This is a genomic window from Pantoea ananatis PA13, assembly GCF_000233595.1.
Lineage (GTDB): Bacteria > Pseudomonadota > Gammaproteobacteria > Enterobacterales > Enterobacteriaceae > Pantoea > Pantoea ananatis.
Genome location: NC_017554.1, coordinates 2,182,754 through 2,206,711 on the forward strand (window position 1 = coordinate 2,182,754; position 23,958 = coordinate 2,206,711).

The following is a 23,958-nucleotide window of genomic DNA, read 5'->3' on the forward strand; positions in this document are numbered from 1 at the left end:
CTGGTAGGTACGGCAATGTTAAAATTCATTCTGCGTCGGTTGCTTGAAGCAATTCCGACGCTTTTCGTTCTGATTACCATTTCCTTCTTTATGATGCGACTGGCGCCCGGCAGCCCTTTTACCAGCGAGCGCACCCTGTCGCCAGAGGTCATGGCAAATATCGAGGCGAAATATCACCTCAACGATCCTATCGGTAAGCAATACGTTGATTATCTGATTCAACTGGCGCATGGCGATTTCGGGCCCTCGTTCAAGTACAAAGACTATTCGGTCAATTACCTGGTCGGCCATGCCTTCCCGGTTTCAGCCAAACTCGGCCTTGCTGCCTTTATCCTGGCGGTGGTTCTGGGCGTCACGGCGGGCGTTATCGCGGCGCTGAAGCAGAACAGCCTGTGGGATTACGTTGTGATGGGGGTGGCAATGACCGGCGTGGTGATACCGAGTTTTGTGGTAGCGCCGCTATTGGTTCTGGTGTTCGCAATCACGCTTAAGTGGCTGCCGGGTGGCGGCTGGAATGGCGGTCAATGGAATTACATGCTGCTGCCGATGGTGGCGCTCTCACTGGCCTACATTGCCAGTATTGCGCGCATCACCCGCGGCTCGATGATTGAAGTTATGCACTCCAACTTTATCCGTACCGCGCGAGCGAAAGGGCTGCCGCTGCGTCGTATCGTGTTACGTCATGCACTGAAGCCTGCGCTGCTGCCGGTCATTTCCTATATGGGGCCGGCCTTTGTGGGCATCATTACCGGTTCTATGGTCATCGAGTCGATTTACGGACTGCCGGGTATTGGTCAGCTGTTCGTGAACGGTGCACTTAACCGTGACTATTCACTGGTGCTGAGCCTGACCATCCTGGTGGGGCTGTTGACCATCCTGTTTAATGCGATCGTCGATGTGCTGTATGCCGTTATCGACCCGAAAATCCGCTACTGATTCTGGAGTTCGCCATGATGTTAAGTAAGAAAAATAGCGAAGCTCTTGATGCATTCAGTGAAAAACTGGAAGTCGAAGGGCGAAGCCTGTGGCAGGATGCCCGTCGTCGTTTCATTCATAACCGCGCCGCATTAATCAGCTTGATGGTGCTGATGCTCATCACGCTGTTTGTGATTTTCGCGCCTATGCTGTCGCAATTCTCCTATTTCGATACCGACTGGGGAATGATGTCATCACCGCCCGATACCACCTCGGGACACTGGTTTGGCACCGACTCCTCGGGGCGCGATTTGCTGGTGCGCGTAGCCATTGGCGGGCGCATTTCACTGATGGTCGGGATTGCTGCCGCGCTGATCGCCGTGATCGTGGGGACCTTGTACGGTTCAATCGCGGGTTATCTGGGCGGGAAAACCGATTCCGTGATGATGCGTATTCTGGAAATCCTTAACTCCTTCCCGTTTATGTTCTTCGTTATCCTGCTGGTGACCTTCTTTGGCCGCAATATTCTGCTGATCTTTGCCGCTATCGGCATGGTGTCCTGGCTGGACATGGCGCGTATCGTGCGCGGGCAGACATTAAGCCTGAAGCGCAAAGAGTTTATCGAAGCTGCACACGTTGGCGGTGTTTCCACCTGGAAAATTGTGACGCGCCATATCGTCCCCAACGTTCTGGGCGTCGTGGTGGTTTACGCTTCGCTGCTGGTGCCCAGTATGATCCTGTTTGAATCTTTCCTGAGCTTTCTGGGGCTGGGAACGCAGGAGCCACTGAGTAGCTGGGGCGCACTGCTCAGCGATGGTGCGAACTCCATGGAAGTCTCGCCGTGGCTGTTACTGTTTCCGGCGACGTTCCTGGTCGTCACCTTGTTCTGTTTCAACTTTATTGGCGATGGCCTGCGTGATGCCCTCGACCCCAAAGATCGTTAAGGAGTTTCCCGATGACTATTCATGAATTTCAGCCTGCTCAGGCTGCGCGCGCGGGAAGCGAACTGCTGCTTGAAGTGAAAGATTTACGCGTAACCTTTGGCACGCACGATGGTGACGTCACCGCCGTTAACGATCTCAACTTTTCACTGCGGGCAGGTGAAACCTTAGGGATTGTGGGCGAGTCGGGTTCGGGTAAATCCCAGACCGCCTTTGCGTTAATGGGGCTGCTGGCCAGCAACGGGCGCATCGGTGGTTCGGCGTTGTTCAACGGTAAAGAGATCCTGAATCTGCCTGAGAAACAGCTGAACCGACTGCGTGCCGAGCAAATCGCCATGATCTTCCAGGATCCCATGACGTCACTGAACCCCTATATGCGGGTCGGCGAGCAACTGATGGAAGTGCTGAAGCTGCATAAAGGGATGAGCAATGCACAGGCATTTGAAGAGTCAGTAAGAATGCTGGATGCGGTTAAAATGCCGGAAGCGCGTAAACGTATGAAAATGTATCCCCACGAGTTTTCGGGTGGGATGCGTCAACGTGTGATGATTGCGATGGCCCTGATGTGTCGGCCTAAGCTGCTGATTGCCGATGAGCCGACAACCGCACTGGACGTCACGGTTCAGGCGCAGATCATGACCTTGCTGAATGAGCTTAAGCGCGAGTTTAACACCGCGATCATTATGATCACCCACGATTTGGGTGTGGTTGCGGGCATTTGCGATAAAGTTCTGGTGATGTATGCCGGACGCACCATGGAATATGGCCGCGCCCGTGATGTGTTTTATCAGCCCGCACATCCCTATTCTATTGGTTTGCTGAACGCCGTACCCAGACTGGATGCGGAAGGGGAAAGTCTGACGACGATACCGGGTAATCCGCCTAACCTGCTGCGTTTGCCGCAGGGTTGTCCTTTCCAGCCGCGCTGCCCTCACGCTATGGATATCTGCTCCAACGCACCGCCGCTGTTACCTTTTGCAGAAGGGCGTTTGCGCGCCTGCTTTAAGCCGGTGGAGGAACTCGTATGAGCAGCCTGGCAGAAAAGAAAGTGTTACTCGAAATCGCCGATCTGAAAGTCCATTTTGATATCAGGGATGGCAAGCAGTGGTTCTGGCAGCCGCCAAAATCTCTCAAGGCGGTGGACGGTGTCAGCCTGCGCCTGTATGAAGGTGAAACCCTGGGCGTCGTCGGGGAATCCGGCTGCGGCAAGTCTACGCTGGCGCGGGCCATTATTGGCCTGGTAAAAGCCACCGAGGGCCGCGTTTCATGGCTCGGGCGTAACCTGCTGGGGCAGAGTGAAGAAGAGTGGCGTAAGGCGCGAAGCGATATCCAGATGATTTTTCAGGATCCGCTGGCCTCGCTGAACCCGCGTATGACCATCGGCGACATTATTGCAGAGCCGTTACGCACTTATCATCCGGAGCTGTCGCGTCAGGATGTCAAAGATCGCGTCAAGACCATGATGATGAAGGTAGGGCTCCTGCCTAACCTGATCAACCGCTATCCACACGAGTTCTCGGGTGGACAGTGCCAGCGTATTGGTATTGCGCGCGCATTGATACTTGAGCCTAAGCTGATTATCTGCGACGAGCCGGTGTCGGCCCTGGACGTGTCCATTCAGGCTCAGGTCGTGAACCTGCTGCAGCAACTGCAACGTGAAATGGGCCTGTCGCTGATTTTTATCGCCCATGACCTCGCGGTGGTTAAACACATTTCCGACCGCGTGCTGGTGATGTATCTGGGGCACGCCGTGGAGCTGGGCACCTACGACGAGGTATATACCAATCCGCAGCATCCCTATACCAAAGCGCTGATGTCGGCGGTGCCGATTCCCGATCCGGACCTGGAGAAGAATAAGCAAATTCAGCTCCTGGAAGGGGAATTACCCTCACCGATTAATCCGCCCTCCGGCTGTGTGTTCCGGACGCGCTGTCCGATTGCCGGCCCTGAGTGTGCCAAAACCCGACCGCTGCTTGAAGGCAGTTTCCGCCATGCGGTGTCCTGCCTGAAGGTGGATCCGCTGTAAAATAAAAAGCCGGGCAATCGCCCGGCTTTAGATTCATGGTGTTACGCTATTCACGCCACAAAATATGGCACAGCTTGTGATCTTTTTCGCGACACAACAGCACGCGCGCAAAAACATCAGTAATAGGTTCGCCATCCGCTTCGCCCAGACCGATCACCACTTCTGAGAAAAAATCTGGATTCAAATCGAAATCCACATGATCCTGCCAGTCATCGGAAGGGTCAAACAGCTCTGCGCCACCACGCTCTTCAAACTGCAGGTTGAAAAGAATGATATCGGCCGGATCAAGATTATCGCCAGCCAGTTCAAGAAAAATGTCATAGGCCTGTTCCAGCGTTTCGTCTTCTGTCAGGCGGTTATTCAGATCCATGCTCAGTCCCGTTTATCTAAGGGCAGTTCGTAATTTCGCTCGTTTTACAGTAAAGGGCTGAAGAAGTAAAACAGTCGTTCGACAATCCGCTGCCACCAGGCACGTTTTGCCCAGCGTTTAGGATCGAGCAGACGCGAACGGGCAATATAGTCATCCTGCACGCAGGCCAAATCGCTGCCGAATCCGGCATCATCGACAGCCAGGGTAATTTCGAAATTCAGCCACAGGCTACGCATGTCCAGGTTAACGGTTCCCACCAGGCTCAGTTGACCGTCCACCAGCACGCTTTTGGTATGCAGCAGGCCATCTTCAAACTGGTAGATTTTTACTCCTGCCTCAAGCAGCTCGCCAAAGAAGGAGCGGCTGGCCCAGCCGACCAGCAAAGAGTCATTGTGAAGGGGAACCACAAGACTCACGTTAACGCCCCGCATGGCCGCCGTGCAAATGGCATGAAGCAGATCGTCACTCGGCACCAGATAGGGCGTGGTCATGATAAGCTGCTCACGCGCTGAATACACCGCCGTGAGCAGGGCCTGATGAATCAAATCCTCCGGAAAACCGGGACCGGAGGCGATAACCTGCACCGTGTGCCCACTTTCCTGTTCAAAGGGCATGATATTGCGGTCTGGCGGCGGCGGCAAAATACGCTTACCGGTCTCAATTTCCCAGTCACAGCTGTAGACAATTCCCATGGCGGTGGAAACCGGACCTTCCATGCGCGCCATCAGGTCAACCCACTGGCCTACGCCGGCCTCTTGTTTAAAAAAGCGCGGATCAACCAGGTTCATGCTGCCGGTGTAGGCAATATAGTTGTCGATCAGCACCATTTTACGATGTTGACGCAGGTCCATACGGCGCAGGAATACGCGCAGCAGGCTCACCTGGAGCGCCTCAACGACGTCAATGCCTGCATTGCGCATCATGCCCACCCAGGGGCTTCTGAAAAACGCCACGCTGCCCGCTGAATCCAGCATGAGGCGGCAGTGAACGCCGCGGCGTGACGCGGCCATTAACGACTCGGCGACCTCATCCGCCAGCCCGCCCGGATTCCAGATATAGAACACCATCTCGACGTTGTGGCGAGCCAGCTGGATATCGCGAATCAAGGCTTTCATGACGTCATCAGAGCTGGTCAGAAGCTGCAACTGATTGCCTTTAACGCCCGCAATGCCCTGGCGGTTGTTGCACAGTTGAAACAGCGATCGTGCGACGTCGCTGTAATCTGTCGCGAAAATTTCGCTGCGTTTCTTTAAATCATTTAGCCAGCGAGCGGTGGAAGGCCACATGGTACGTGCGCGTTCAGCGCGGCGCTTACCCAAATGTAATTCGCCAAAGGACAAGTACGCGATGATGCCAACCAGCGGCAGAATAAAGATAATCAGCAGCCATGCCATCGCTGAGGTAACGGCCCGTCGCTTCATCAGGATGCGCAGCGTGATCCCGGCAATCAGTAACCAGTAACCAAACAACAGTAACCAACTGATAAGCGTGTAAAACGTGGTCATTAAGTGGACATCCTGTTCGCGCTTGAGTCAGAGAAGTTTACGTGGAGATGAGGGGGAGCGAAACCCTTAATAATAGCGGCGTTTCGATGAGAGATCCGATTTGGCATTCGCTCAGAGATCTTTATAATGCGTGCGCGTGAGTTTGATGGCAGAGAGGAAGTGATGAGACGAAGCAGAAACGAAGTGGCCCGCTGGAGAATGTTACGTCAGGTACAGCGCAGACGTTCACGCTGGCTTGAGGGGCAGTCACGTCGCTATAAACGGATTCACGGAATTCGCCATCAACTGGCGCAGCAGCAGCGTCGTTCGATTCTGTTTATCACACAAAATCTGTAATCGATCAGCCGCCCGGCGCGGCTGAGACATTAATGCCCGGTCATCAATAACTTGACGTTCACCAGCTGTACCGCAGCGGCCAGGACGATCAGCATGACGATCAGGTGCTTTTTATTCCGCCAGCCGCGTTTTCGCCACAGATAAAGCGCCGCACCTACTAACAGCATAATCACCAGCAACAGGGTGATAATAATCCATTGCATAAAATATCATCTCGAAAAAAAAGCTTCTGAGCGGCTGCCCGGAAGCTCTTTTTTGGCTGCGGAGTTAAATCAGAAGACGCGCTTAAACGGCTTAACGCTAACCTGCTTGTAAACACCGGCGGCGATGTAGGGATCGTCTGCAGCCCAGGCCTGCGCCGTTTCCAGCGAAGGGAATTCGGCGACGACGGTGGAACCGGTAAAGCCCGCAACGCCCGGATCGTTACTGTCGACCGCAGGCATAGGACCGGCGACGATTAACCGACCTTCTTCATGTAACAGCTTCAGACGTGCCAGGTGAGCGGGGCGCACGGCGTTGCGTTTTTCCAGAGAATCGGCGTTATCTTCAGCATAAATGACGTAAAGCAATTGGGCGCTCCCATTAACTCTTAAATTTGGCAACACGGTAAGGGATAGTTAAGTAGAGTGCAAACGAAACCTTGCGTCAATGGCCTCTGCAGCATATTGGGCTAAACAGGCTTTTTTAGCCGCAAAACAAGGAGGTTATTGAAACTGATTGCTATTTGCATTTAAAATCGTGACTTGATTTCACTACTGCGATTGCTATGACCACGCTGACTATGCCCTTACCGAAACGCACGCCTGTCGCCATGATCTTGTCTGTTGCACTGCACGGTGCAGTCATTGCGGGTGTTCTTTATGCGTCTTTTCATCAGACCATTGAGTTACCTAAAGCATCACAGCCGATTAGCGTGACCATGGTTGCACCGGCCGTTCAGCCAGAACCTGCAATCGCCCAACCCGCGCCGCAACCGACGCCTCAGCCAGAACCGGAACCCGTACCGGAGCCTCAACCTGCGCCAGAGCCGCCAAAAGCCGAACCGGTGCCGATCCCCAAACCTGAACCTAAGCCTAAGCCAAAGCCCCGTCACGAGCCTAAGCGTGAACAACCCAAGCGCGAGGTGAAACCGCGTCAGGAGGTGAAACCGCAGGCAAATCCGTTCAGCCATGATACGGCCGCCACCCAAAGCAAGCCTGCCACCGCGCCAAAAAGTACACCCTCGGCAGCACCCACGCAAAGTGTTTCTTCCGGGCCCAAAGCGCTTAATATCAGCAAGCCGTCTTATCCGCCACGGGCGGCGGCCTTGCGCGTTGAAGGACGCGTCAGGGTAAAATTTGACGTAGACAGCGACGGCCGGGTCGATAATATCGAAATCCTTTCTGCCGAACCGCGCAATATGTTCGAACGTACCGTTAAGCAGGCCATGCGAACGTGGCGTTACCAGAGTGGAAAACCGGGCAGCGGCCTGACGATGAATATCGTATTCAAAATTAACGGCGGGGCCAGCATCGAATAGCCGGAGAAAGGCTGTCTGAAGGGCGCTTGTGGCGCCGTGAGCGATCGCAACCTGCGCGTCGCTCACGGCAACAGGGAATTATCTGCAGGGCAGATTCAGCACCGAAAACCTGTTATCAGGCAGGGTAGGACTGGTTATCCCGTCCTGCTGGCAGTTGGCGAGGATGCCCCTCGTTGTCCACCGCGACGTAAATAAACACGGCTTCGGTAGCACAATATGTCTGCCCGATAGGTTCAGATGACACCTTCTTGATCCATACCTGAACGTTAATCGTCATCGAGCTGTTGCCGGTGCGGATACAATGCGCATAGCAACTGACGACATCGCCCACTGCGACGGGTTTTAAGAAGGTCATACCATCAACGCGTACGGTGACAACGCGGCCTTCAGCAATCTCTTTAGCCTGGATCGCGCCACCCATATCCATTTGTGACATTAACCAGCCACCGAAGATATCGCCGTTAGCATTTGTATCCGCTGGCATCGCCAGGGTGCGCATCACCATTTCGCCCTTGGGCAATTTATGTTTATCGTCCATTGCTCTGGTTTCTTAAGTCTGAGAGAGACGTTGCCCGCCTGAGCGGACAACAGGTTTATTTTTGTTCTTGTTGCGGCATCTTACGCCAGATATAGACGCCGCTCAGCAGCGTAAACAGCAGCGTAAGGCCGGTCAGTCCAAACACTTTGAAGTTAACCCAGACTGACTGAGGTAACCAAAACGCAACATATATGTTTGCCAGGCCACAAATCAAGAAAAACAGCGCCCAGGCGATGTTGAGATTTCGCCAGACGTGGTCAGGCAGTTCCAGCTCTTTACCCAGCATGGTCTGTATTAACGGCTGTTTCATGAACCACTGGCTGAACAGTAACGCCAGGGCAAACAGGGTATAGATGACGGTGACTTTCCACTTAATAAATTCATCATTATGGAAAACCAGCGTCAGCGTGCCGAAGACCGCCACCAGAACGAAGGTGAAAATCGTCATTTTCTCAAGCTTGCGATACAGCACCCAGCTCGCGACCAGCGCCAGTCCGGTCGCGACAACCAGCGCGCCCGACGCCACAAAAATGTCGTACAACTTATAAAAAATAAAGAAAACAACAAGGGGGAGAAAGTCGAGTAGCTGCTTCATAGTCATTCCAGTTAAGGCTGCATGGCCTGCCAGTGCGCCGGAAGGCGCACGGACAATCAACGTAACAGCATATAAAGCCGGTACAAATAAATCACCAACAGGGTCGAAACCAGGTTACCAATGGCGGTGAAAATCACCGTTGAAACATTCATGGGCAACAGGGTTAATGAGGTAAAGAAAAACATCACGGCGAGCTTAGCCAGTAACCATACGATAATGGCAGGGGCAATCAGCTTCACGTTTTTCCATGCCATTCGCATGCTGGCGCGCATTGCGGCGATAACGCCGAGTTTTTCACTCGCCAGAATGATTGGCGACAGCGACAGCACAATGGTCAGCAATACGCCCGGAACCACCAGTACCATAAAGCCCAGCTGCGCCACCAGGGTAACGAGAAACGTCAGCAGCAGTAGCTTTGGCAGCAAGGGGGCAGAGGCGCCAATCGCTCGCAGCGCACTTACGCGTTGGCCTGACGAAACCAACGGAATCAGGCACAGCATACCGCCCAACAGCAGCGTATTCCCCACCAGCCCCGCAAACGTTCCCGCTGCAGAAGCGCGCAGCAGCACCTGTTGCTGTTCGGGTGACATGCTCTGCACCATATCGAACAGCGAGGTACTGCTAATTTCGCCTTGCTGCAATATCGCCATTTGATCGTCACCGGGCGTCAGAACGTGTAACAGCATGACCGTGACAAACGCGGTCAGCAGCGACATCAGCACCAGGGTGAACAATTGATGACGAAAAAAATTTCCAGTGTCACGGTATAACGAGCTTGCCGTGATAGACATGTACTCTCCTTGAAAGAACCGGGTTAATTAACCCGGCGATTGTACATGTTCTGACTGCTCGCTGGCACCCGCAACCCGATAACTTTCTGTCATATCAGGTAAAGATGGGTGAAAAAGTGCGGGAAGGCCAAAGCGCGCTCTGGCCCGGTCGCAGCCTTCGTTCCAAATCCCCTGTTCTCCAGACATCTCAAACTCACGGCAGGGCGAAGGCCGGTTTTCATAGATACTGCACGAAACACAGCCGCCAATATCGCCCTTGAGCGCGACACAGCGCGGTGTGCGATCGTTCGTGCCGCGCATATTCCGCATTAACAGACTCAGGGGCTCCGTTAATTCCGTGGGCACCAGCCCCCCGGCGTCATCGGCTTCTGCCCAGTAAAAAGAGACGCGAAAGTGGGCACAACAGGCACCACAGCTAATACAAGGGTTGAGAGTATCGCTCATTTGATCGCCCGCCACCTCTGAGGCATCGAAGCAAAACAGTCTGGGGAGATCAGCAAAGTAATGCGGCGTTACGGTTTCGGCAAGGGATATTTAGCGACCACCAGAGCACGCAAAATTGATTTGAATCAATTCATTGTTTTTTAAATCATTTTTCCGGGTTGATTTAGATGCAATTGACAATGAATCGCGCTAAATCTGTGCGGACAAAAAAATGATTCAGTGCAGGCATTCAATTTCTCACAGGAGTGAATATGAAACTGGCTAAATGCGCCATGCTGCTGGCGCTTGCATTACCGCAATTTGCGTTGGCTCACCAGGCGGGCGATTTCTTTGTCCGTGCAGGAAGTGCCACAGTCCGACCCACCGAAGGCTCAGACAATGTGCTGGGAATGGGGCCGTTTAGCGCAAGCAACGACACTCAGCTGGGCTTAACCTTTACCTATATGGCCACTGATAATATCGGGGTTGAGCTTCTGGCCGCCACGCCGTTTCGTCATAAAGTCGGGCTGGGCCCAACCGGCACCCTGGCGACGGTACGTCAGCTGCCGCCCACGCTGATGGCACAGTACTACTTTTTTGACAGCCAGAGTCAGGTGCGTCCCTATGTGGGCATCGGCGTTAACTACACCACCTTCTATGATGCCGATTTTAACCAGACCGGACGGGATGCGGGCTTGAGCGATCTCAGCCTGAAGGATTCGTGGGGCGTTGCCGGGCAGGTGGGGCTGGATTACCAGATCAACCGCGACTGGATGCTGAACGCTTCCCTGTGGTACATGGATATTGATACGCAGGTGAAATTCAAAGCGGGCGATCAGCAGCAGAATATCCATATGCGCGTGGATCCCTGGGTGTTCTTCTTTGGCGCAGGTTACCGTTTCTGATAAAAAAAAAGGGCCACGTCAACGTGGCCCTACATTTTTTTAACCGACGTTATTTAATTTGCATGTTATTAACGACGGATCTTACGCCTGCCACGCTGCGGGTAACCTGTACGGCATGGTTAGCCATCTGCGGCGAGCTGACAAAACCGCTGAGCTGCACTTTACCCTTAAAGGTTTCAACGTTGATTTCAGTCGATTTCAGCGACTCATCTTTTAACAGTTCTGCTTTTACTTTCGTGGTGATGACGGTGTCATCGATATAACCGCCGGTGCCTTCTTTAGTTGGCGTTGGCGCACAGGCGCTCAGTGTTAATGCAACAACAGCCGCGACCATGGCACTTGCCAGCACTTTAAACCATTTCATTGCTTCTCTCCCTGTCACAAATTGGATGCGACGTTACCATAACGGCGCCTGTTAATTGTGGCGCAGAAAATCCTAAATTAGCAAACCGGGAATGAAAAAAAACAGCGAAATCATGCCTTACCGGGCGGTAAGGCATGTAGGGAATTAGCGGGTGGCGGCTTTCATTCTTGAGACAAAGTCTTTTAATTCATTCAGCATCACTTCGGGCTGAGCCAGGTTTTTCTCGATAATTTTTACTACGGCAGAACCTGAAATCGCCCCAGCCACGCCGGCATCAATGACTTCTTTCACCTGAGAAGGTTCGGAGATGCCAAAACCTTGTAAGGATGGCGGCGCATTGTACTCACGCATTTTATCGATCAAATGCTTTAGAGGCAGGTTGGCGCGATTTTCAGCACCGGTAATGCCAGCTCGTGAAAGCACATAAATGTACCCACGACCATGTGAAGATATTTGTCTCAGAAGTTCATCATCTGCATTTGGCGGGCAGAAGAAAATAGGGGCGATGTTGTGGCGCATGGCAGCCTGGCGGAATGGGGCAGACTCTTCTACGGGAACATCGCCAATTAATACGGAATCAACCCCTGCTTGTTCACAGCGTGTATAAAACTCTTCGATGCCATTGTTAAAGACTAAATTCGCATACATCAGCAAGCCAATCGGCAGTTCAGGGTATTTCTGGCGTACGCTTGCAATTATCTCAAAGCATTGTGTTGTGGTGGTGCCAGCGGCAAAGGCGCGAAGGCCTGCGCCCTGAATAGTTGGTCCGTCAGCGAGCGGGTCAGAGAAGGGAATACCGAGCTCAAGAGCATCAGCGCCACCTTCAACAAGGGCATCAATAATGCGTAGTGATAGGTCTGGAGAAGGATCTCCCAGAGTAATGTAAGGCACAAATACGCCTTCTTTCTTCTCTGCCAGACGTGAAAACAGTCGATCGTAACGTTCCATCAGATTTCTCCCTGCGCAGTCAGAATATCGTGGACGGTGAAGATATCTTTATCACCGCGACCCGAAAGGTTGACGACAATCAACTGCTCTTTCTCGGGTTCTGCCTTAATCATTCTCAGCGCGTGGGCCAGCGCGTGCGCCGACTCCAGGGCAGGAATGATACCTTCGGCGCGGCACAGCGTTTTAAAGGCAGCAAGCGCTTCATTGTCGGTTACCGAAACATAGTCAGCCCGACCAATACTGTTGAGGTGAGCGTGCTGAGGACCGACGGAAGGAAAGTCGAGTCCGGCTGAAATTGAGTATGACTCTTCAATCTGCCCTTCGTCAGTCTGCATCATCGGGGCTTTCATACCGAAGTAAATGCCGACGCGGCCGTGCTTCAGTGGTGCACCGTGTTCGCCGGTTTCAATCCCGTGTCCGGCCGGTTCAACACCAATCAGCTTCACCTTCTCTTCGTCGATAAAGTCGGCAAACATACCGATGGCATTGGAGCCCCCGCCGACGCAGGCGATCACGGCATCCGGCAGGCGACCTTCCTTTTCCAGAATCTGCTTTTTGGTCTCTTCACCAATCATGCGCTGAAACTCACGCACAATCGTCGGGAACGGGTGCGGACCCGCCGCAGTGCCCAGCATATAGTGAGCGGTTTCATAACTGCCTGACCAGTCGCGCAGCGCTTCGTTGCAGGCATCTTTCAGCGTGGCAGAGCCGCTGTGCACCGGGATGACCTCGGCGCCCATCAGGCGCATACGAAAGACGTTTGGCGACTGCCGCTCTACGTCTTTGGCGCCCATATAGATGCGACATTTCATGCCCAGCAGCGCGCAGGCAAGGGCAGAGGCGACGCCATGCTGGCCTGCACCGGTTTCGGCAATGATTTCGTTTTTGCCCATGCGCTTAGCCAGCAGAGCCTGCCCTAACACCTGGTTGGTCTTGTGCGCGCCGCCGTGCAACAGGTCTTCGCGCTTTAAGTACAGGCGGGTTTTCGACCCTTTGGTCAGATTACTGCACAGGGTTAAGGCTGTGGGGCGGCCAGCATAATTTTTCAGCAGATCGGTAAATTCAGCCTGGAATTCCGGATCTTTTTGCGCGCTGACAAAAGCTTCTTCTAGCTGTTTCAAGGCCGGCATCAAAATCTGCGGCACATACATGCCGCCGAAGTCGCCAAAATAGGGATTAAGTAAGGTCATGTTTTGCTATCCTTTTTTTTGGCCCGTCAACACACGGGCCAGGTCAATCAGTAGGCGCGAAGCGTCCGGAATACCGAGGCAATTTTGCTGGCGTCTTTAATACCCGGCTCGCTTTCCACGCCCGAATTGAAATCCAGCCCTGCACAGCCTAACTGAGCGGCTTCGACGCAGTTGTCAGCGCTCAGTCCTCCTGCCAGCAGAACATTCTTCAGGTCCTGTCCTTTTAGCAGCGACCAGTCAAATGTCTGGCCCGAGCCACCGTTGCCGTTATCGAAGACATAGCGGTCAACATGGGGCCAGCGACGTTCGGGCAGGGCCGTCTGGATGCTGAGCGCTTTCCAGATTTGCACGTTTTCTGGCAGCGCCTGATAAAGCTCAGCCACATAGTCCGGGTCTTCATCGCCATGCAGTTGCACGGCACTCAGCTGTAACGCCTCTGTTTTGGTGACAATGTCACTTATAGCGGCATCACGGAACACGCCAACATACTTTAGCGGTGCGCCAGCCATGACCGCGCGCGCGCGCTCGGTATCAACCTGACGCGGCGAACCTTCAACAAAGATCAAACCACCAAAAATGGCACCTGCCTCGCAGGCCGCGCAGGCGTCTTCAGGACGGGTCAGACCGCAGACTTTATTGCTGCCCAGGGTGACGCGGCGCACGGCGGCATGAAGATCCTCTTCTTCCATTAGCGCAGAGCCGATGAGGAAACCATTCGCAAAATGGCTTAACTCGCGGACATCCCGATAGTTGTTGATGCCCGACTCGCTGATCACGGTGACGCCGGGGCCCAGGCGCGGGGCCAGTTCACGGGTCCGGTTAAGGTCGATGGAGAGATCGCGTAAGTCACGGTTGTTGATGCCGACCACTTTGGCTTCCAGCGCAATCGCGCGTTCCAGCTCCTGCTCGTTACTGACTTCAGTCAGGACGCCCATCTGCAGGCTGTGCGCAATGGCGGCCAGCTGGCGATACTGCTCGTCGTCAACCACAGAGAGCATCAGCAGGATGGCATCCGCCTGGTAGTAACGCGCCAGGTAAATTTGATACGGATCGATAATAAAATCTTTGCACAGGACCGGCTGCGTAATGGCCGCGCTGACGACGGGCAAAAAGGCGAAGTCACCCTGAAAGTATTTCTCGTCCGTTAATACGGAAACGGCAGAGGCATAGTGGCGATAAACCCCGGCTATCATCTCAGGATCAAAATCATCACGAATAAGCCCTTTGGATGGAGAGGCTTTTTTGCATTCCAGAATAAAGGCAGTGCGGGTGCCCTGCAGTGCGTCATAAAAACTACGGCTGGAAAGCGCCACTCGCTGCTGGAAACTCTCCAGAGGTTGCTGCTGCTTACGCGCCTCAACCCAAACGGCTTTGTCTTTCACGATTTTATCTAACACTGTACCCTGCATGATTATCCTCTTGCTGCCAGAGCCACCACGCGCTCATAAGCCTGACCGCTACGGATGGCATTGAGCGCACGCTGTGCATTTTCACGGAGATCTTCATTACCAAACACTTTGAGCAGCATCGCCACGTTGACGGCAACCGCCTCCTCGTGGGCCTGCTCGCCATTACCCTGGAGTAAACGTGTCAGAATGTCACGGTTTTCTTCGGGCGTGCCGCCGGCCAGCGCCTCTTTAGGATGGAAGCCGAAGCCGAAATCCTCTGGCGCCAGCTGATAGCGGGTAATCTCACCTTCACGCAGCTCCGCTACATGGGTGACATCGTGAAGGGCCACCTCATCCATGCCGCCCCCGTGTACCACTGCCGCGCGCTGGTAACCCAGAACTTTTAGCGTCTGCGCGATGGGCAACACCAGCTCGGGACTGTAAACCCCAATCACGGCCAGCGGTGGACGTGCAGGATTAATCAGCGGCCCCAGCACGTTAAACAGCGTGCGGGTTTTCAGCTGTTGGCGCACCGGCATGGCATGACGAAAGCCCGTATGGTACTGGGGGGCAAACAGGAAGCAGACATTAAGATCGTCCAGCGCTTTGCGTGCCCGCGCCGCAGGCATATCAAGATCGATGCCGAACGCCGCCAGCAGATCGGAAGAACCTGATTTGCTGGATACGCTGCGATTTCCGTGTTTCGCCACCTTCAGGCCGCAGGTTGCTGCAACAAACGCGCTGGCGGTGGAAATGTTAATGCTGTTACTGCCATCGCCACCGGTGCCGACAATATCGGCAAAGGCATAATCCGGGCGAGGAAAGGGTTTAGCATCTTCCAGTAAGGCACAGGCCGCCCCGGCAATCTCCTCGGGGTTTTCGCCACGCACCTTCATAGCAATCAGCGCGGCGGCCAGTTGAGTAGGTTCAAGCTGACCGGTGATGATGGCGCTAAACAACTGATGACTCTCGTCTTGCGTCAGGATGTGCGACTGGTAAAGTTTTTCCAGAATCGTGTTCATACCTTGCTCCCTGTTACTTCGCCAGCGCCCAGGCCAGCGTCTGTTCAAGCAGACGTGCGCCCTGCGTGGTTAAAATGGATTCCGGATGAAACTGGAACCCGCAAACGCGATCTTTCTCGTGACGGACCGCCATCACCATGCCGTTGTAGCTGGCATTCACCGTTAACTCATCGGGTGTATTACTGCCAACCAGTGAGTGATAACGGGCAACGGGAAGAGGATTGCTGAGCCCGGCAAACATCGCTTCACCGTCATGACTGATGGCAGAGGCTTTACCATGCAGAATTTCGCCCGCCTGGCCGACGTGGCCGCCGTAGGTTTCCACGATTGCCTGATGCCCAAGGCAGATACCAATAACCGGCAGCTTTCCGCGAACCTCGCGCAGCAACGCTGGCATACAGCCCGCATCTTTCGGTGCGCCAGGTCCGGGAGAGAGCATCAGCACCGGATTATTCATGCTGTGCAGTCGGTCGAGCAACAGCGACGCCGGCATCGTATTGCGATAAACCACCACGTTATGCCCGAAGGTGCGCAGCTGATCGACGAGGTTGTAGGTAAAAGAGTCGATGTTGTCCAGCAGCAGGATGTCAGCCATCAGAAAATCTCCTTGCAGTGATGAGCAGTGGCAATTGCGCGCAGCACCGCGCGGGCTTTATTACGGCTTTCGTCCGCTTCGGCCTGCGGGTTCGAATCCAGTACCACACCGGCCCCGGCCTGCACCGTTGCCACGCCGTCTTCCACATAGGCTGAGCGGATCACGATGCAGGTGTCTAAATCACCGTTAGCGGTGAAATAGCCCACTGCGCCGCCATAGGTGCCGCGACGGGTGCCCTCAGCTTCGGCAATCAACTGCATCGCTCTGACTTTTGGCGCACCACTAAGGGTGCCCATGTTCATGCAGGCGCGATAGGCATGCAGCACATCAAGATCATCGCGCAGCGTGCCGACGACGCGTGAGACCAAATGCATAACAAAAGAGTAGCGGTCCACTTTGGTCAGATCGGCAACATAGCGGCTGCCGGGGCGACAGATACGGGCTAAGTCATTGCGCGCCAGATCGACCAGCATCAGGTGCTCTGCCAGCTCTTTGTGGTCCGTGCGCATTTCCAGCTCAATGCGGCTGTCGAGATCGCGATCCAGGGAGCCGTCGGCGTGACGACCACGTGGACGCGTACCGGCTATGGGGTAAATTTCAATCTGACGTGAAGCGGCATCGTACTTCAGCGAACTTTCAGGCGAGGCACCAAACAGTGAAAAGTCCTGGTCCTGCATAAAGAACATATAAGGACTTGGATTACTGCGTTTCAGCGTGTCGTAAGCCGCCAGCGCAGATGGGCAGGGCAGCGAAAAGCGGCGTGAGGGCACAACCTGGAAGATTTCGCCAACGCGAATGGCTTCCTGCATTTTGCGCACCACCTCACAATACTCATCATCACTCTGGCTGGTGGTCAGCGTCATGGTTTCGACAGGCTGAACCGGCAATACCGGCGCAGCCTGTAACATCTGCCCATGCAGTTGCTCAATACGGCGCTGCAGACGCTGAAATTCAGAGGTGGAAGCGCTGAACAGACTGGCCTGCAGGCGTGCGCTGCGCGCCTGGTGATCCAGCACCAGTAGCGTTTCCGCCAGATAGAAGCAGTAGTCGGGGCAACGTTGCTCGCTGCTGAGCTCGGGTAAATCTTCGAAGCCTGCAACCAGGTCATAGGCGAACAGCCCGCCAACAAACACGGCTTCACGCTCTTCACTGGGTGAATTCACCAACTGCGGGATCAGACGCAGGGCATCAAATACCGACAGGGCGCGCAAGCGGGAATCTTCATCCTGCTGATCCTGAGGCGCAGGAAAGGTCAGAACACGGCCGTCAGGACGCGGTTCATTCAGAATGTCAGAGGGTAACGCGTCATCCAGCAGCGGCAGCAGTGCCCGACCATTGTCAGACAGCGCCTGAAAGGTGACGCGATTGCCCAACGCGCTAATGCGCAGGGCGCTGTCGACAATCATCAGGCTTTGTAAGTTTTCTTTGCTGTCAATGTCCGCCGATTCGAGTAACAGGGTGGCCGGACGCGCACCGCATAACTGGTGAAACACCGCGGCAGGATCTTCCCGATAGGGCGCGCTGCCGGTAATTAACTTCACTGTAGGTTTTGCATTGAGCATGATGATTTCTCTGAATATCGTCCAAAAAAAAGCCCGCTCGGTGGCGGGCTCAGGTATCTGCACAGTGTTTACGCTAGGTGTGCACGACAACGTCGCCCGTACTGGGAAACATTGCGCCACCAACCCATCAAAAGCGTAATAACAGTTTTCATGATCAAATACCCGTTTGCGGTGAACTTGTGTACTAGTTAACTGGTTCGCGACAAAAATGTCAATACACTTTTTCAGTGACCGATAAAATCGTTATTATGCTGACCCGAGCAGTAGCCAGCAGGAGTTGTTTTGAGCGATATCGCCCGTTTTCCGCTTTACGATCTTCATAGTCACACACGGGCTTCAGACGGATTACTGTCGCCGCAGGCGCTGGTTGAGCGCGCGGTCGACATGCGCGTCGGGGTGCTGGCCATTACCGATCACGACACCGTTGCGGGCGTGACCGAGGCGCAGCAGACCGTACGGGATCAGCAACTGCCCATTAGCGTTTTAGCCGGTGTTGAAATTTCCACGCTGTGGGAAAACCATGAGATTCATATCGTCGGCCTCAATATTGATATTCAGCATCCGGTCATGACTCAGTTCCTTGCCGGTCAGTATGCGACGCGGCTGGAACGCGCACATCGCATTGCTGAACGGCTTGAAAAGGCCCAGATCCCGGATGCGCTGGCTGGGGCTATGCGTTTGGCTGATGGCGGAATGATTACGCGTGGCCATTTTGCCCGCTACCTGGTTGAGGTGGGAAAGGCCAACAATATGGCCCAGGTGTTTAAAAATTATCTGGCACGAGGCAAAACCGGCTACGTCCCGCCCCTATGGTGTACAATTAATCAAGCTATTGATGCTATTCACCATTCTGGTGGATGTGCCGTGCTGGCACATCCGGGACGGTATGGATTATCGGCAAAATGGCTAAAGCGCCTGGTCGCGTTTTTTAGCGCCGCGGGGGGGGATGCTATCGAAGTGGCGCAGTGCCAGCAGGCACCTGATGAGCGAACGACGTTAGCGCAATACGCCCGAGATAACAGCCTGGCAGCATCGCAAGGTTCTGATTTTCATCAACCCTGCCCGTGGATCGAACTTGGCCGCAAATTGTGGCTGCCCGCGGGGGTTGAACCGGTGTGGGAACGTTTTCCCGCGCTGGCACCCGCAGTCGAATGTACGGAAAGGGGATAAGAGGTTTCTATGAGTCAACTGTTTCATATTCATCCAGATAATCCGCAACCGCGCCTGATTAATCAGGCGGTAGAGTACCTGAATAAAGGTGGCGTTATTGTCTACCCGACGGATTCGGGTTATGCCCTGGGGTGTCGGCTGGAAGAGAAAGGGGCGATGGAGCGAATTTGCCGCATCCGTCAGTTGGACGGCCATCACAACTTCACCCTGATGTGCCGTGATTTATCTGAGCTGTCAGTCTATTCTCAGGTCGGTAATAGCGCCTTCCGGCTTCTTAAAAATAACACGCCAGGTAATTACACCTTTATTCTCAAGGCGACCAAAGAGGTGCCGCGTCGTCTGATGAATGATAAGCGTAAAACGATTGGATTACGCGTACCTTCAAATCCGGTCGCGCTTGCGCTGCTTGAGACGCTAAACGAGCCAATGATGTCCACCTCGTTAATTCTGCCGGGTAATGACTTTACTGAATCCGATCCGGAAGATATTCAACAGAGTATTGGCAAACTGGTCGATTTGATTATTGACGGTGGCACGCTAGGACAGCAGCCCACCACCGTCATCGATCTGACCAGCGATGCACCTGAAGTCGTCCGTGAAGGTGTGGGGGATGTTACGCCTTTTCTGTAATACACTCAGGTTTTACGGGTGGCCGGAAGGGTCGCCTGTAACCAGTTTTTAAACTGGCCGTAAGGGATATACAGTGACACGTCTTTTAAAATCACTTTTCCGCTGCGGCCATTTTTAATGGCATCTGAATAACCTACGATAACCCCGCCCAGCGTATCATCACTGTTGTAAACACCGCCGCCGGACATGCCCTGAACCACACCGGCGTTAGACGCCATCGCGATACAAGGGCTTTTATTCCAGGTATTACGAATGGCTGTGCGCGCCAGGTTTACCCCTTTCGACTCCACCGGCATGGCGGAGATATAGCTGTATCCGTACATTTTCACCGCATCACCAATATCGGTGCTGCGGAACTGGGTCAGCGTATTAGGGGGATTCTTGTGATAAATAATCGCAAGGTCGCAATAAGGGTGGTAGGACTTCACGCGCTGCACGGCAAATTTAGCCACGTGCGCGGCAGTCAGGCTGTAGTCAGGCGTCAGAGGAATGCTGGTGCCCAGCGTCCCTAAACCGAGAATGGTAGGGATGCCTGTCACACTCATATCCACGTGTTGCATTGCCGTACGGCTGTACTCAGTGTGACCCACAGAACAACCGCTTAGCGCCAGCGTCATAAGCGCCAGGCATAAAAACTGTTTTTGCATAATGATGTCTTCAGGTGAGCATGTCAGTAAAATCCCTGGTGAAGATTCAAGACATGCAAATTAAAGCTCATCGTGAGCCGTATTAACGCAATATTCCTGATGCGCCGGTTTATAAATATTCAATAACAACCAGTTAGCTGTCGTTTCATACTGCTGCGATAAAGATACCGAAGCCTGTAAGGTTCTCAGAATTAGACGGCCAGAAAGGTCGTATAAGGGTTATCGGCTAAAATTCGTATTAGCCCAATTTTTTTAATTAACTTTTGCTTTATTGACAGAACGACTACATGAGCAGCAGGCCAACCCAATGAGGTCAACACAAGGGTATTATCGGACAATAATTAAAATTGTACAATTTTTTTATCTTTGTATAGCTTTGTCATGCAATTGCTGTTGTTTTACAAGGTAAAAAACGCAGCTGTCCGGCGAGAAAGGGTTGGATTTCGCGCATTCCTGTACAGGCTTAATGGCCACGCGGTTATTTGAGTTAAGTGAAATTTTGCCCGATTTTTATTTAACTCAAATTAAATGGGGTGCGCTAAATAACCTTCCTCATGGAACTTTTGTTGTCACCGCAGAAGCCGTTAGCGATCTGCTTAAATTGTTTGACGGTAAATCTATAGTACAGAAATCATTAAATACAAATCTGTTTTATAGCCATTTTTAAAAACAGATGACGCGTGAAGTTTTATAGTCGCTCATCTGAGAAACATTAGATAAAATTAAGTAACAAAGCGTTACATTTTGCGTTGAGGACAAATAAATCTCTGCCGGGAACCTGTTACAGAAAAGAGCGCGGACAGCCGTGAATCCAGACGACAGTATGCTGAGGATCTGAGGAGGCGCCTTTCTGATAATTATGCAGACAAGGTGTGGCGCGAGCCCGGCTTCAAAGACGACGTTTTCATTATTATAATAAAGGACAGGCTTCGCTTACCTTGCCTTCAGCCGCGTTGAGGCGTAACAGATGAACGGTTGGTTTCATCTGTTTTCATGCTGATTTTTACTTACCTGCGGCCCGCATCAGGGCAATGCCATAATACGGGTTACATTAAGAGGGACATCCTGTATAATGGGGCCAACAGGAAAATATAAACCATTGATTTTTAAGGTTAAATTCCTAATCCATCCGACGCCTGGGAAGGCGACAATGAGGTAGCTCCATGAGCGAAAAGTTACAAAAAGTCTTAGCGCGTGCCGGTCATGGCTCGCGTCGTGAAATTGAAGCGATGATTGCTGCCGGGCGCGTGAGCGTTGACGGCAAGCTGGCCACTCTCGGCGATCGTATCGAAAACAGCAAAGCCCTGAAGATCCGTATTGACGGTCATCTGGTGTCGATTGCTGAATCAGCAACAGAAGTCTGCCGTGTTCTCGCCTATTACAAACCTGAAGGTGAACTTTGTACCCGCAGCGATCCGGAAGGGCGCCCTACAGTCTTTGACCGACTGCCGCGCCTGCGCGGTTCGCGCTGGATCGCCGTGGGCCGCCTTGACGTCAATACCTGTGGATTGATGCTGTTCACAACGGATGGTGAACTGGCTAACCGCCTGATGCACCCCAGCCGTGAAGTTGAACGTGAATATGCGGTGCGCGTGTTTGGTCAGGTTGATGACGACAAAATTCGTCAGCTCAGTAAAGGTGTGCAGCTTGAAGATGGCCCCGCGGCATTTAAAACACTGCGCTTTGCCGGGGGGGAAGGGATTAACCAGTGGTATAACGTAACCCTGACCGAAGGACGCAACCGGGAGGTTCGTCGTTTGTGGGAAGCGGTGGGCGTTCAGGTGAGTCGACTGATGCGTGTTCGCTATGGCGATATCACGTTGCCAAAAGGCGTACCACGCGGTGGCTGGATGGAGCTTGATCTCCCTGCTGTTAACTATCTGCGCAATATGGTGGGAATGGACGATGAGACCGTCACCAAGCTGGCTGTCGAAAAAGATCGCCGCCGCACCAAAGCCAACCAGATCCGTCGTGCCGTTAAACGCCACAGCCAGACCAGTGGCAGACCTGCGCGTCGTAATCCGGGCAGCAAACGCAACGCGACCTGATATCAGGCTGAGCTGAAGCGCCGGATTAATAAAAAAGCCGCAACGTGATCGTTGCGGCTTTTTGCTGTCAGGGAGAGGTGATCTGAGCCGGTTTAGCGGTGGAACAGTGGAAACGCGCCGGTAATTAATCCCCCGGCCATTAGCACCAGACTGATTAAAATGCCCCACTTAATGGCAAAACGCTGGTGGTCACCAATATCGACTTTCGCCAGACCGACCAGGAGATAAACCGATGGAACCAGCGGGCTGAGCAGGTGGAAAGGCTGACCCACAATCGAAGCGCGGGCAATTTCCTCAGCAGAAATCCCATAGCTGGCCGCCGTTTGGGCAATGACCGGCAGGATGCCAAAGTAGAAGGCATCGTTGGACATAAAAAAGGTAAAAGGCAGGCTGATTAATGCGGTAAATACCGCGAGATAGGGGCCAAAGCTGTGGGGGATAAACGCCAACAGGCTCTTCGCCATGGCATCCACCATGCCGGTTCCGGAAAGGATGCCGGTAAAAATACCTGCGGCAAAAATCAGGGCTGTTACGGCGAGCACATTACTGGCATGGGAACCAATACGCGCCTTTTGCTCTTCCAGCGTAGGGTAATTCAGCATTACCGCAATCGCGAAGGCCAGCATAAACAGAATCTGGATAGGCATCGCGCCAATAACCAACAAAACCAGCAGCACCGTGGTAAGAATAAAGTTTGGCCAGAACATTTTGGGTCGACGATTCGCCGCGCACTCTTCCGCATCGCCCAGGCCCAGCTCAATATTATCCAGATGGTGATCGTTGATGCTCATGACCCCCAGGCGCTTACGTTCCTGCAGGCCAAACAGAAACGCCAGGCCGACAAGGGCCACGCAGGCGATAAAAATGGCCGGCAGCATGGGAATAAAAATGTCCAGCGCGTCAATGCGCAATGCCGCCGCCGCACGGGCCGTCGGGCCGCCCCAGGGAGAAAGGTTCATGATACCGCTTGCAAGGTTAACCAGACAGGTCATTGCCAGCACGTTCATACCCAGCTTGCGGTAAAGAGGAAGAAACGCGGCAATCGCGATCATGTAAGTCGTTGAGCTGTCACCATCCAGTGAGACCAGCAACGTTAACACGGCCGTTCCGACGAGAACCTTAAGCGGATCGCCACGTACGATTTTCAAAATAAACCGCACCAGGGGGTCAAACAGACCCGCATCGATCATCAGGCCGAAGTAGAGGATAGAGAAGGTGAGCATCACGCCCGTTGGAGCCAGCGTTTTCACACCATCGAGCATCATGGCACCCAGACCCTGGTAAAATCCCCCTATCAGGGCGAACAGTGTGGGAATAAGAATTAGCGCTATCAGCGCTGACATGCGTTTGGTCATGATTAAATACATGAAACAAACAACCATCGTAAAACCCAGTATGGTCAGCAAAATAACAGCCCTCTTATTGGCAAAAAGTTATTCAATTGTGAGTAAGTAAGGTAATAATTTATGGAATTACTTAGCGTGTTAATAGTTAACCTGTTGTTTTGATTAACCATGCACATAGAGATGA

25 protein-coding genes, 1 pseudogene and 1 other annotated feature are annotated in these 23,958 nt (G+C 53.3%); of the genes and pseudogenes, 10 read left to right on the forward strand and 16 right to left on the reverse strand.

Annotation, left to right across the window (positions count from 1 at the left end; all coding sequences use genetic code 11):
* Positions 1–15: 15 nt before the first annotated feature.
* The 4 genes from oppB to oppF are packed head-to-tail and all read left to right on the forward strand — an operon-like array spanning position 16 to position 3,882.
* Complete coding sequence (gene oppB / locus PAGR_RS10290; protein ID WP_013025963.1) at positions 16–936, forward strand: oligopeptide ABC transporter permease OppB; 921 nt, start codon at positions 16–18, stop codon at positions 934–936.
* A gap of 14 nt (positions 937–950) precedes the next feature.
* The gene (gene oppC, locus PAGR_RS10295) at positions 951–1,859 is read left to right on the forward strand and encodes an oligopeptide ABC transporter permease OppC (RefSeq protein ID WP_013025962.1); all 909 of its coding nucleotides are present in this window, start codon (positions 951–953) and stop codon (positions 1,857–1,859) included.
* An 11-nt stretch (positions 1,860–1,870) separates the two neighbouring features.
* Complete coding sequence (locus PAGR_RS10300) at positions 1,871–2,884, forward strand: ABC transporter ATP-binding protein (protein ID WP_013025961.1); 1,014 nt, start codon at positions 1,871–1,873, stop codon at positions 2,882–2,884.
* A complete protein-coding gene (gene oppF, locus PAGR_RS10305) occupies positions 2,881–3,882 on the forward strand; it encodes a murein tripeptide/oligopeptide ABC transporter ATP binding protein OppF (protein WP_013025960.1) in 1,002 nt (333 codons plus the stop codon). Before PAGR_RS10300 ends, oppF begins: the two co-directional genes overlap by 4 nt.
* Positions 3,883–3,928: 46 nt before the next feature.
* Here oppF and PAGR_RS10310 read toward each other — a convergent pair whose 3' ends face one another.
* Both PAGR_RS10310 and cls read right to left on the reverse strand, forming a co-directional pair.
* Positions 3,929–4,258 carry an HI1450 family dsDNA-mimic protein gene (locus PAGR_RS10310; protein ID WP_196492568.1) on the reverse strand — a complete coding sequence of 110 codons (330 nt, stop codon included), beginning with the start codon at positions 4,256–4,258 and terminating at the stop codon, positions 3,929–3,931.
* A gap of 38 nt (positions 4,259–4,296) precedes the next feature.
* Positions 4,297–5,757, reverse strand: a complete 1,461-nt coding sequence (gene cls, locus PAGR_RS10315; RefSeq protein ID WP_013025958.1) for a cardiolipin synthase — start codon at positions 5,755–5,757, stop codon at positions 4,297–4,299.
* Positions 5,758–5,919: 162 nt separating this feature from the next.
* On the opposite strand from cls, the gene PAGR_RS10320 reads away from it, so the two are divergent.
* Complete coding sequence (locus tag PAGR_RS10320; RefSeq protein WP_006119368.1) at positions 5,920–6,093, forward strand: YciY family protein; 174 nt, start codon at positions 5,920–5,922, stop codon at positions 6,091–6,093.
* Positions 6,094–6,122: 29 nt separating this feature from the next.
* Here PAGR_RS10320 and PAGR_RS23985 read toward each other — a convergent pair whose 3' ends face one another.
* Positions 6,123–6,296, reverse strand: coding sequence for a hypothetical protein (locus tag PAGR_RS23985; RefSeq protein ID WP_014605724.1), 174 nt, complete (start codon positions 6,294–6,296; stop codon positions 6,123–6,125).
* 69 nt (positions 6,297–6,365) lie between these two features.
* The gene (locus PAGR_RS10325) at positions 6,366–6,662 is read right to left on the reverse strand and encodes a YciI family protein (RefSeq protein WP_014605725.1); all 297 of its coding nucleotides are present in this window, start codon (positions 6,660–6,662) and stop codon (positions 6,366–6,368) included.
* A gap of 197 nt (positions 6,663–6,859) precedes the next feature.
* On the opposite strand from PAGR_RS10325, the gene tonB reads away from it, so the two are divergent.
* Positions 6,860–7,612: a TonB system transport protein TonB gene (tonB, locus tag PAGR_RS10330; protein WP_014605726.1), complete on the forward strand. Its 753-nt coding sequence runs from the start codon at positions 6,860–6,862 to the stop codon at positions 7,610–7,612.
* Positions 7,613–7,727: 115 nt separating this feature from the next.
* Here tonB and yciA read toward each other — a convergent pair whose 3' ends face one another.
* Genes yciA through PAGR_RS10350 form a run of 4 tightly spaced genes read right to left on the reverse strand, consistent with a single transcriptional unit; the run spans position 7,728 to position 9,980 of the window.
* Complete coding sequence (yciA, locus tag PAGR_RS10335) at positions 7,728–8,150, reverse strand: acyl-CoA thioester hydrolase YciA (RefSeq protein ID WP_013025953.1); 423 nt, start codon at positions 8,148–8,150, stop codon at positions 7,728–7,730.
* A 55-nt stretch (positions 8,151–8,205) separates the two neighbouring features.
* Entirely contained in the window at positions 8,206–8,745 is a 540-nt protein-coding gene (locus tag PAGR_RS10340; protein WP_014605727.1) for a septation protein A, read from the reverse strand.
* 56 nt (positions 8,746–8,801) lie between these two features.
* Positions 8,802–9,536: a YciC family protein gene (locus PAGR_RS10345; RefSeq protein ID WP_013025951.1), complete on the reverse strand. Its 735-nt coding sequence runs from the start codon at positions 9,534–9,536 to the stop codon at positions 8,802–8,804.
* Positions 9,537–9,563: 27 nt separating this feature from the next.
* Entirely contained in the window at positions 9,564–9,980 is a 417-nt protein-coding gene (locus PAGR_RS10350; protein WP_014605728.1) for a YkgJ family cysteine cluster protein, read from the reverse strand.
* A 251-nt stretch (positions 9,981–10,231) separates the two neighbouring features.
* Here PAGR_RS10350 and ompW point away from each other — a divergent pair, with 251 nt between their 5' ends.
* Complete coding sequence (gene ompW / locus PAGR_RS10355; protein WP_014593818.1) at positions 10,232–10,864, forward strand: outer membrane protein OmpW; 633 nt, start codon at positions 10,232–10,234, stop codon at positions 10,862–10,864.
* A 49-nt stretch (positions 10,865–10,913) separates the two neighbouring features.
* Here ompW and PAGR_RS10360 read toward each other — a convergent pair whose 3' ends face one another.
* The 6 genes and pseudogenes from PAGR_RS10360 to PAGR_RS10390 form a co-directional block, all read right to left on the reverse strand.
* Entirely contained in the window at positions 10,914–11,228 is a 315-nt protein-coding gene (locus tag PAGR_RS10360) for a BON domain-containing protein (RefSeq protein ID WP_014605729.1), read from the reverse strand.
* Between the two features lie 144 nt (positions 11,229–11,372).
* Positions 11,373–12,176 (reverse strand): tryptophan synthase subunit alpha, encoded by an 804-nt coding sequence (gene trpA, locus PAGR_RS10365; RefSeq protein ID WP_014605730.1) that lies wholly within the window; start codon positions 12,174–12,176, stop codon positions 11,373–11,375.
* Positions 12,176–13,366 (reverse strand): tryptophan synthase subunit beta, encoded by a 1,191-nt coding sequence (gene trpB / locus PAGR_RS10370; RefSeq protein WP_013025946.1) that lies wholly within the window; start codon positions 13,364–13,366, stop codon positions 12,176–12,178. Before trpB ends, trpA begins: the two co-directional genes overlap by 1 nt.
* A 47-nt stretch (positions 13,367–13,413) precedes the next feature.
* Positions 13,414–14,775, reverse strand: a complete 1,362-nt coding sequence (gene trpCF / locus PAGR_RS10375; RefSeq protein WP_013025945.1) for a bifunctional indole-3-glycerol-phosphate synthase TrpC/phosphoribosylanthranilate isomerase TrpF — start codon at positions 14,773–14,775, stop codon at positions 13,414–13,416.
* 2 nt (positions 14,776–14,777) lie between these two features.
* Positions 14,778–16,371: pseudogene (trpD, locus tag PAGR_RS24125) on the reverse strand (bifunctional anthranilate synthase glutamate amidotransferase component TrpG/anthranilate phosphoribosyltransferase TrpD).
* Positions 16,371–17,933: an anthranilate synthase component 1 gene (locus PAGR_RS10390; protein ID WP_014605732.1), complete on the reverse strand. Its 1,563-nt coding sequence runs from the start codon at positions 17,931–17,933 to the stop codon at positions 16,371–16,373. The pseudogene trpD and the gene PAGR_RS10390 overlap by 1 nt, the downstream one beginning before the upstream one ends.
* 23 nt (positions 17,934–17,956) lie before the next feature.
* Positions 17,957–18,061, reverse strand: a sequence feature (Trp leader region).
* A 154-nt stretch (positions 18,062–18,215) separates the two neighbouring features.
* Between PAGR_RS10390 and rnm the strand changes: the two genes are divergently transcribed.
* On the forward strand, positions 18,216–19,103 hold the full coding sequence (rnm, locus tag PAGR_RS10395; protein ID WP_014605733.1) for an RNase RNM: 888 nt from the start codon (positions 18,216–18,218) through the stop codon (positions 19,101–19,103).
* Positions 19,104–19,112: 9 nt separating this feature from the next.
* Positions 19,113–19,733 carry an L-threonylcarbamoyladenylate synthase gene (locus PAGR_RS10400; RefSeq protein ID WP_014605734.1) on the forward strand — a complete coding sequence of 207 codons (621 nt, stop codon included), beginning with the start codon at positions 19,113–19,115 and terminating at the stop codon, positions 19,731–19,733.
* Between the two features lie 5 nt (positions 19,734–19,738).
* Here PAGR_RS10400 and PAGR_RS10405 read toward each other — a convergent pair whose 3' ends face one another.
* Positions 19,739–20,380, reverse strand: coding sequence for a hypothetical protein (locus tag PAGR_RS10405; RefSeq protein ID WP_014605735.1), 642 nt, complete (start codon positions 20,378–20,380; stop codon positions 19,739–19,741).
* A 1,163-nt stretch (positions 20,381–21,543) separates the two neighbouring features.
* Between PAGR_RS10405 and rluB the strand changes: the two genes are divergently transcribed.
* Positions 21,544–22,428, forward strand: coding sequence for a 23S rRNA pseudouridine(2605) synthase RluB (gene rluB / locus PAGR_RS10415; protein WP_014593812.1), 885 nt, complete (start codon positions 21,544–21,546; stop codon positions 22,426–22,428).
* Between the two features lie 92 nt (positions 22,429–22,520).
* On the opposite strand, the gene PAGR_RS10420 is transcribed toward rluB, so the two are convergent.
* Positions 22,521–23,834 (reverse strand): CitMHS family transporter, encoded by a 1,314-nt coding sequence (locus PAGR_RS10420; protein WP_013025938.1) that lies wholly within the window; start codon positions 23,832–23,834, stop codon positions 22,521–22,523.
* Positions 23,835–23,958 lie beyond the last annotated feature (124 nt).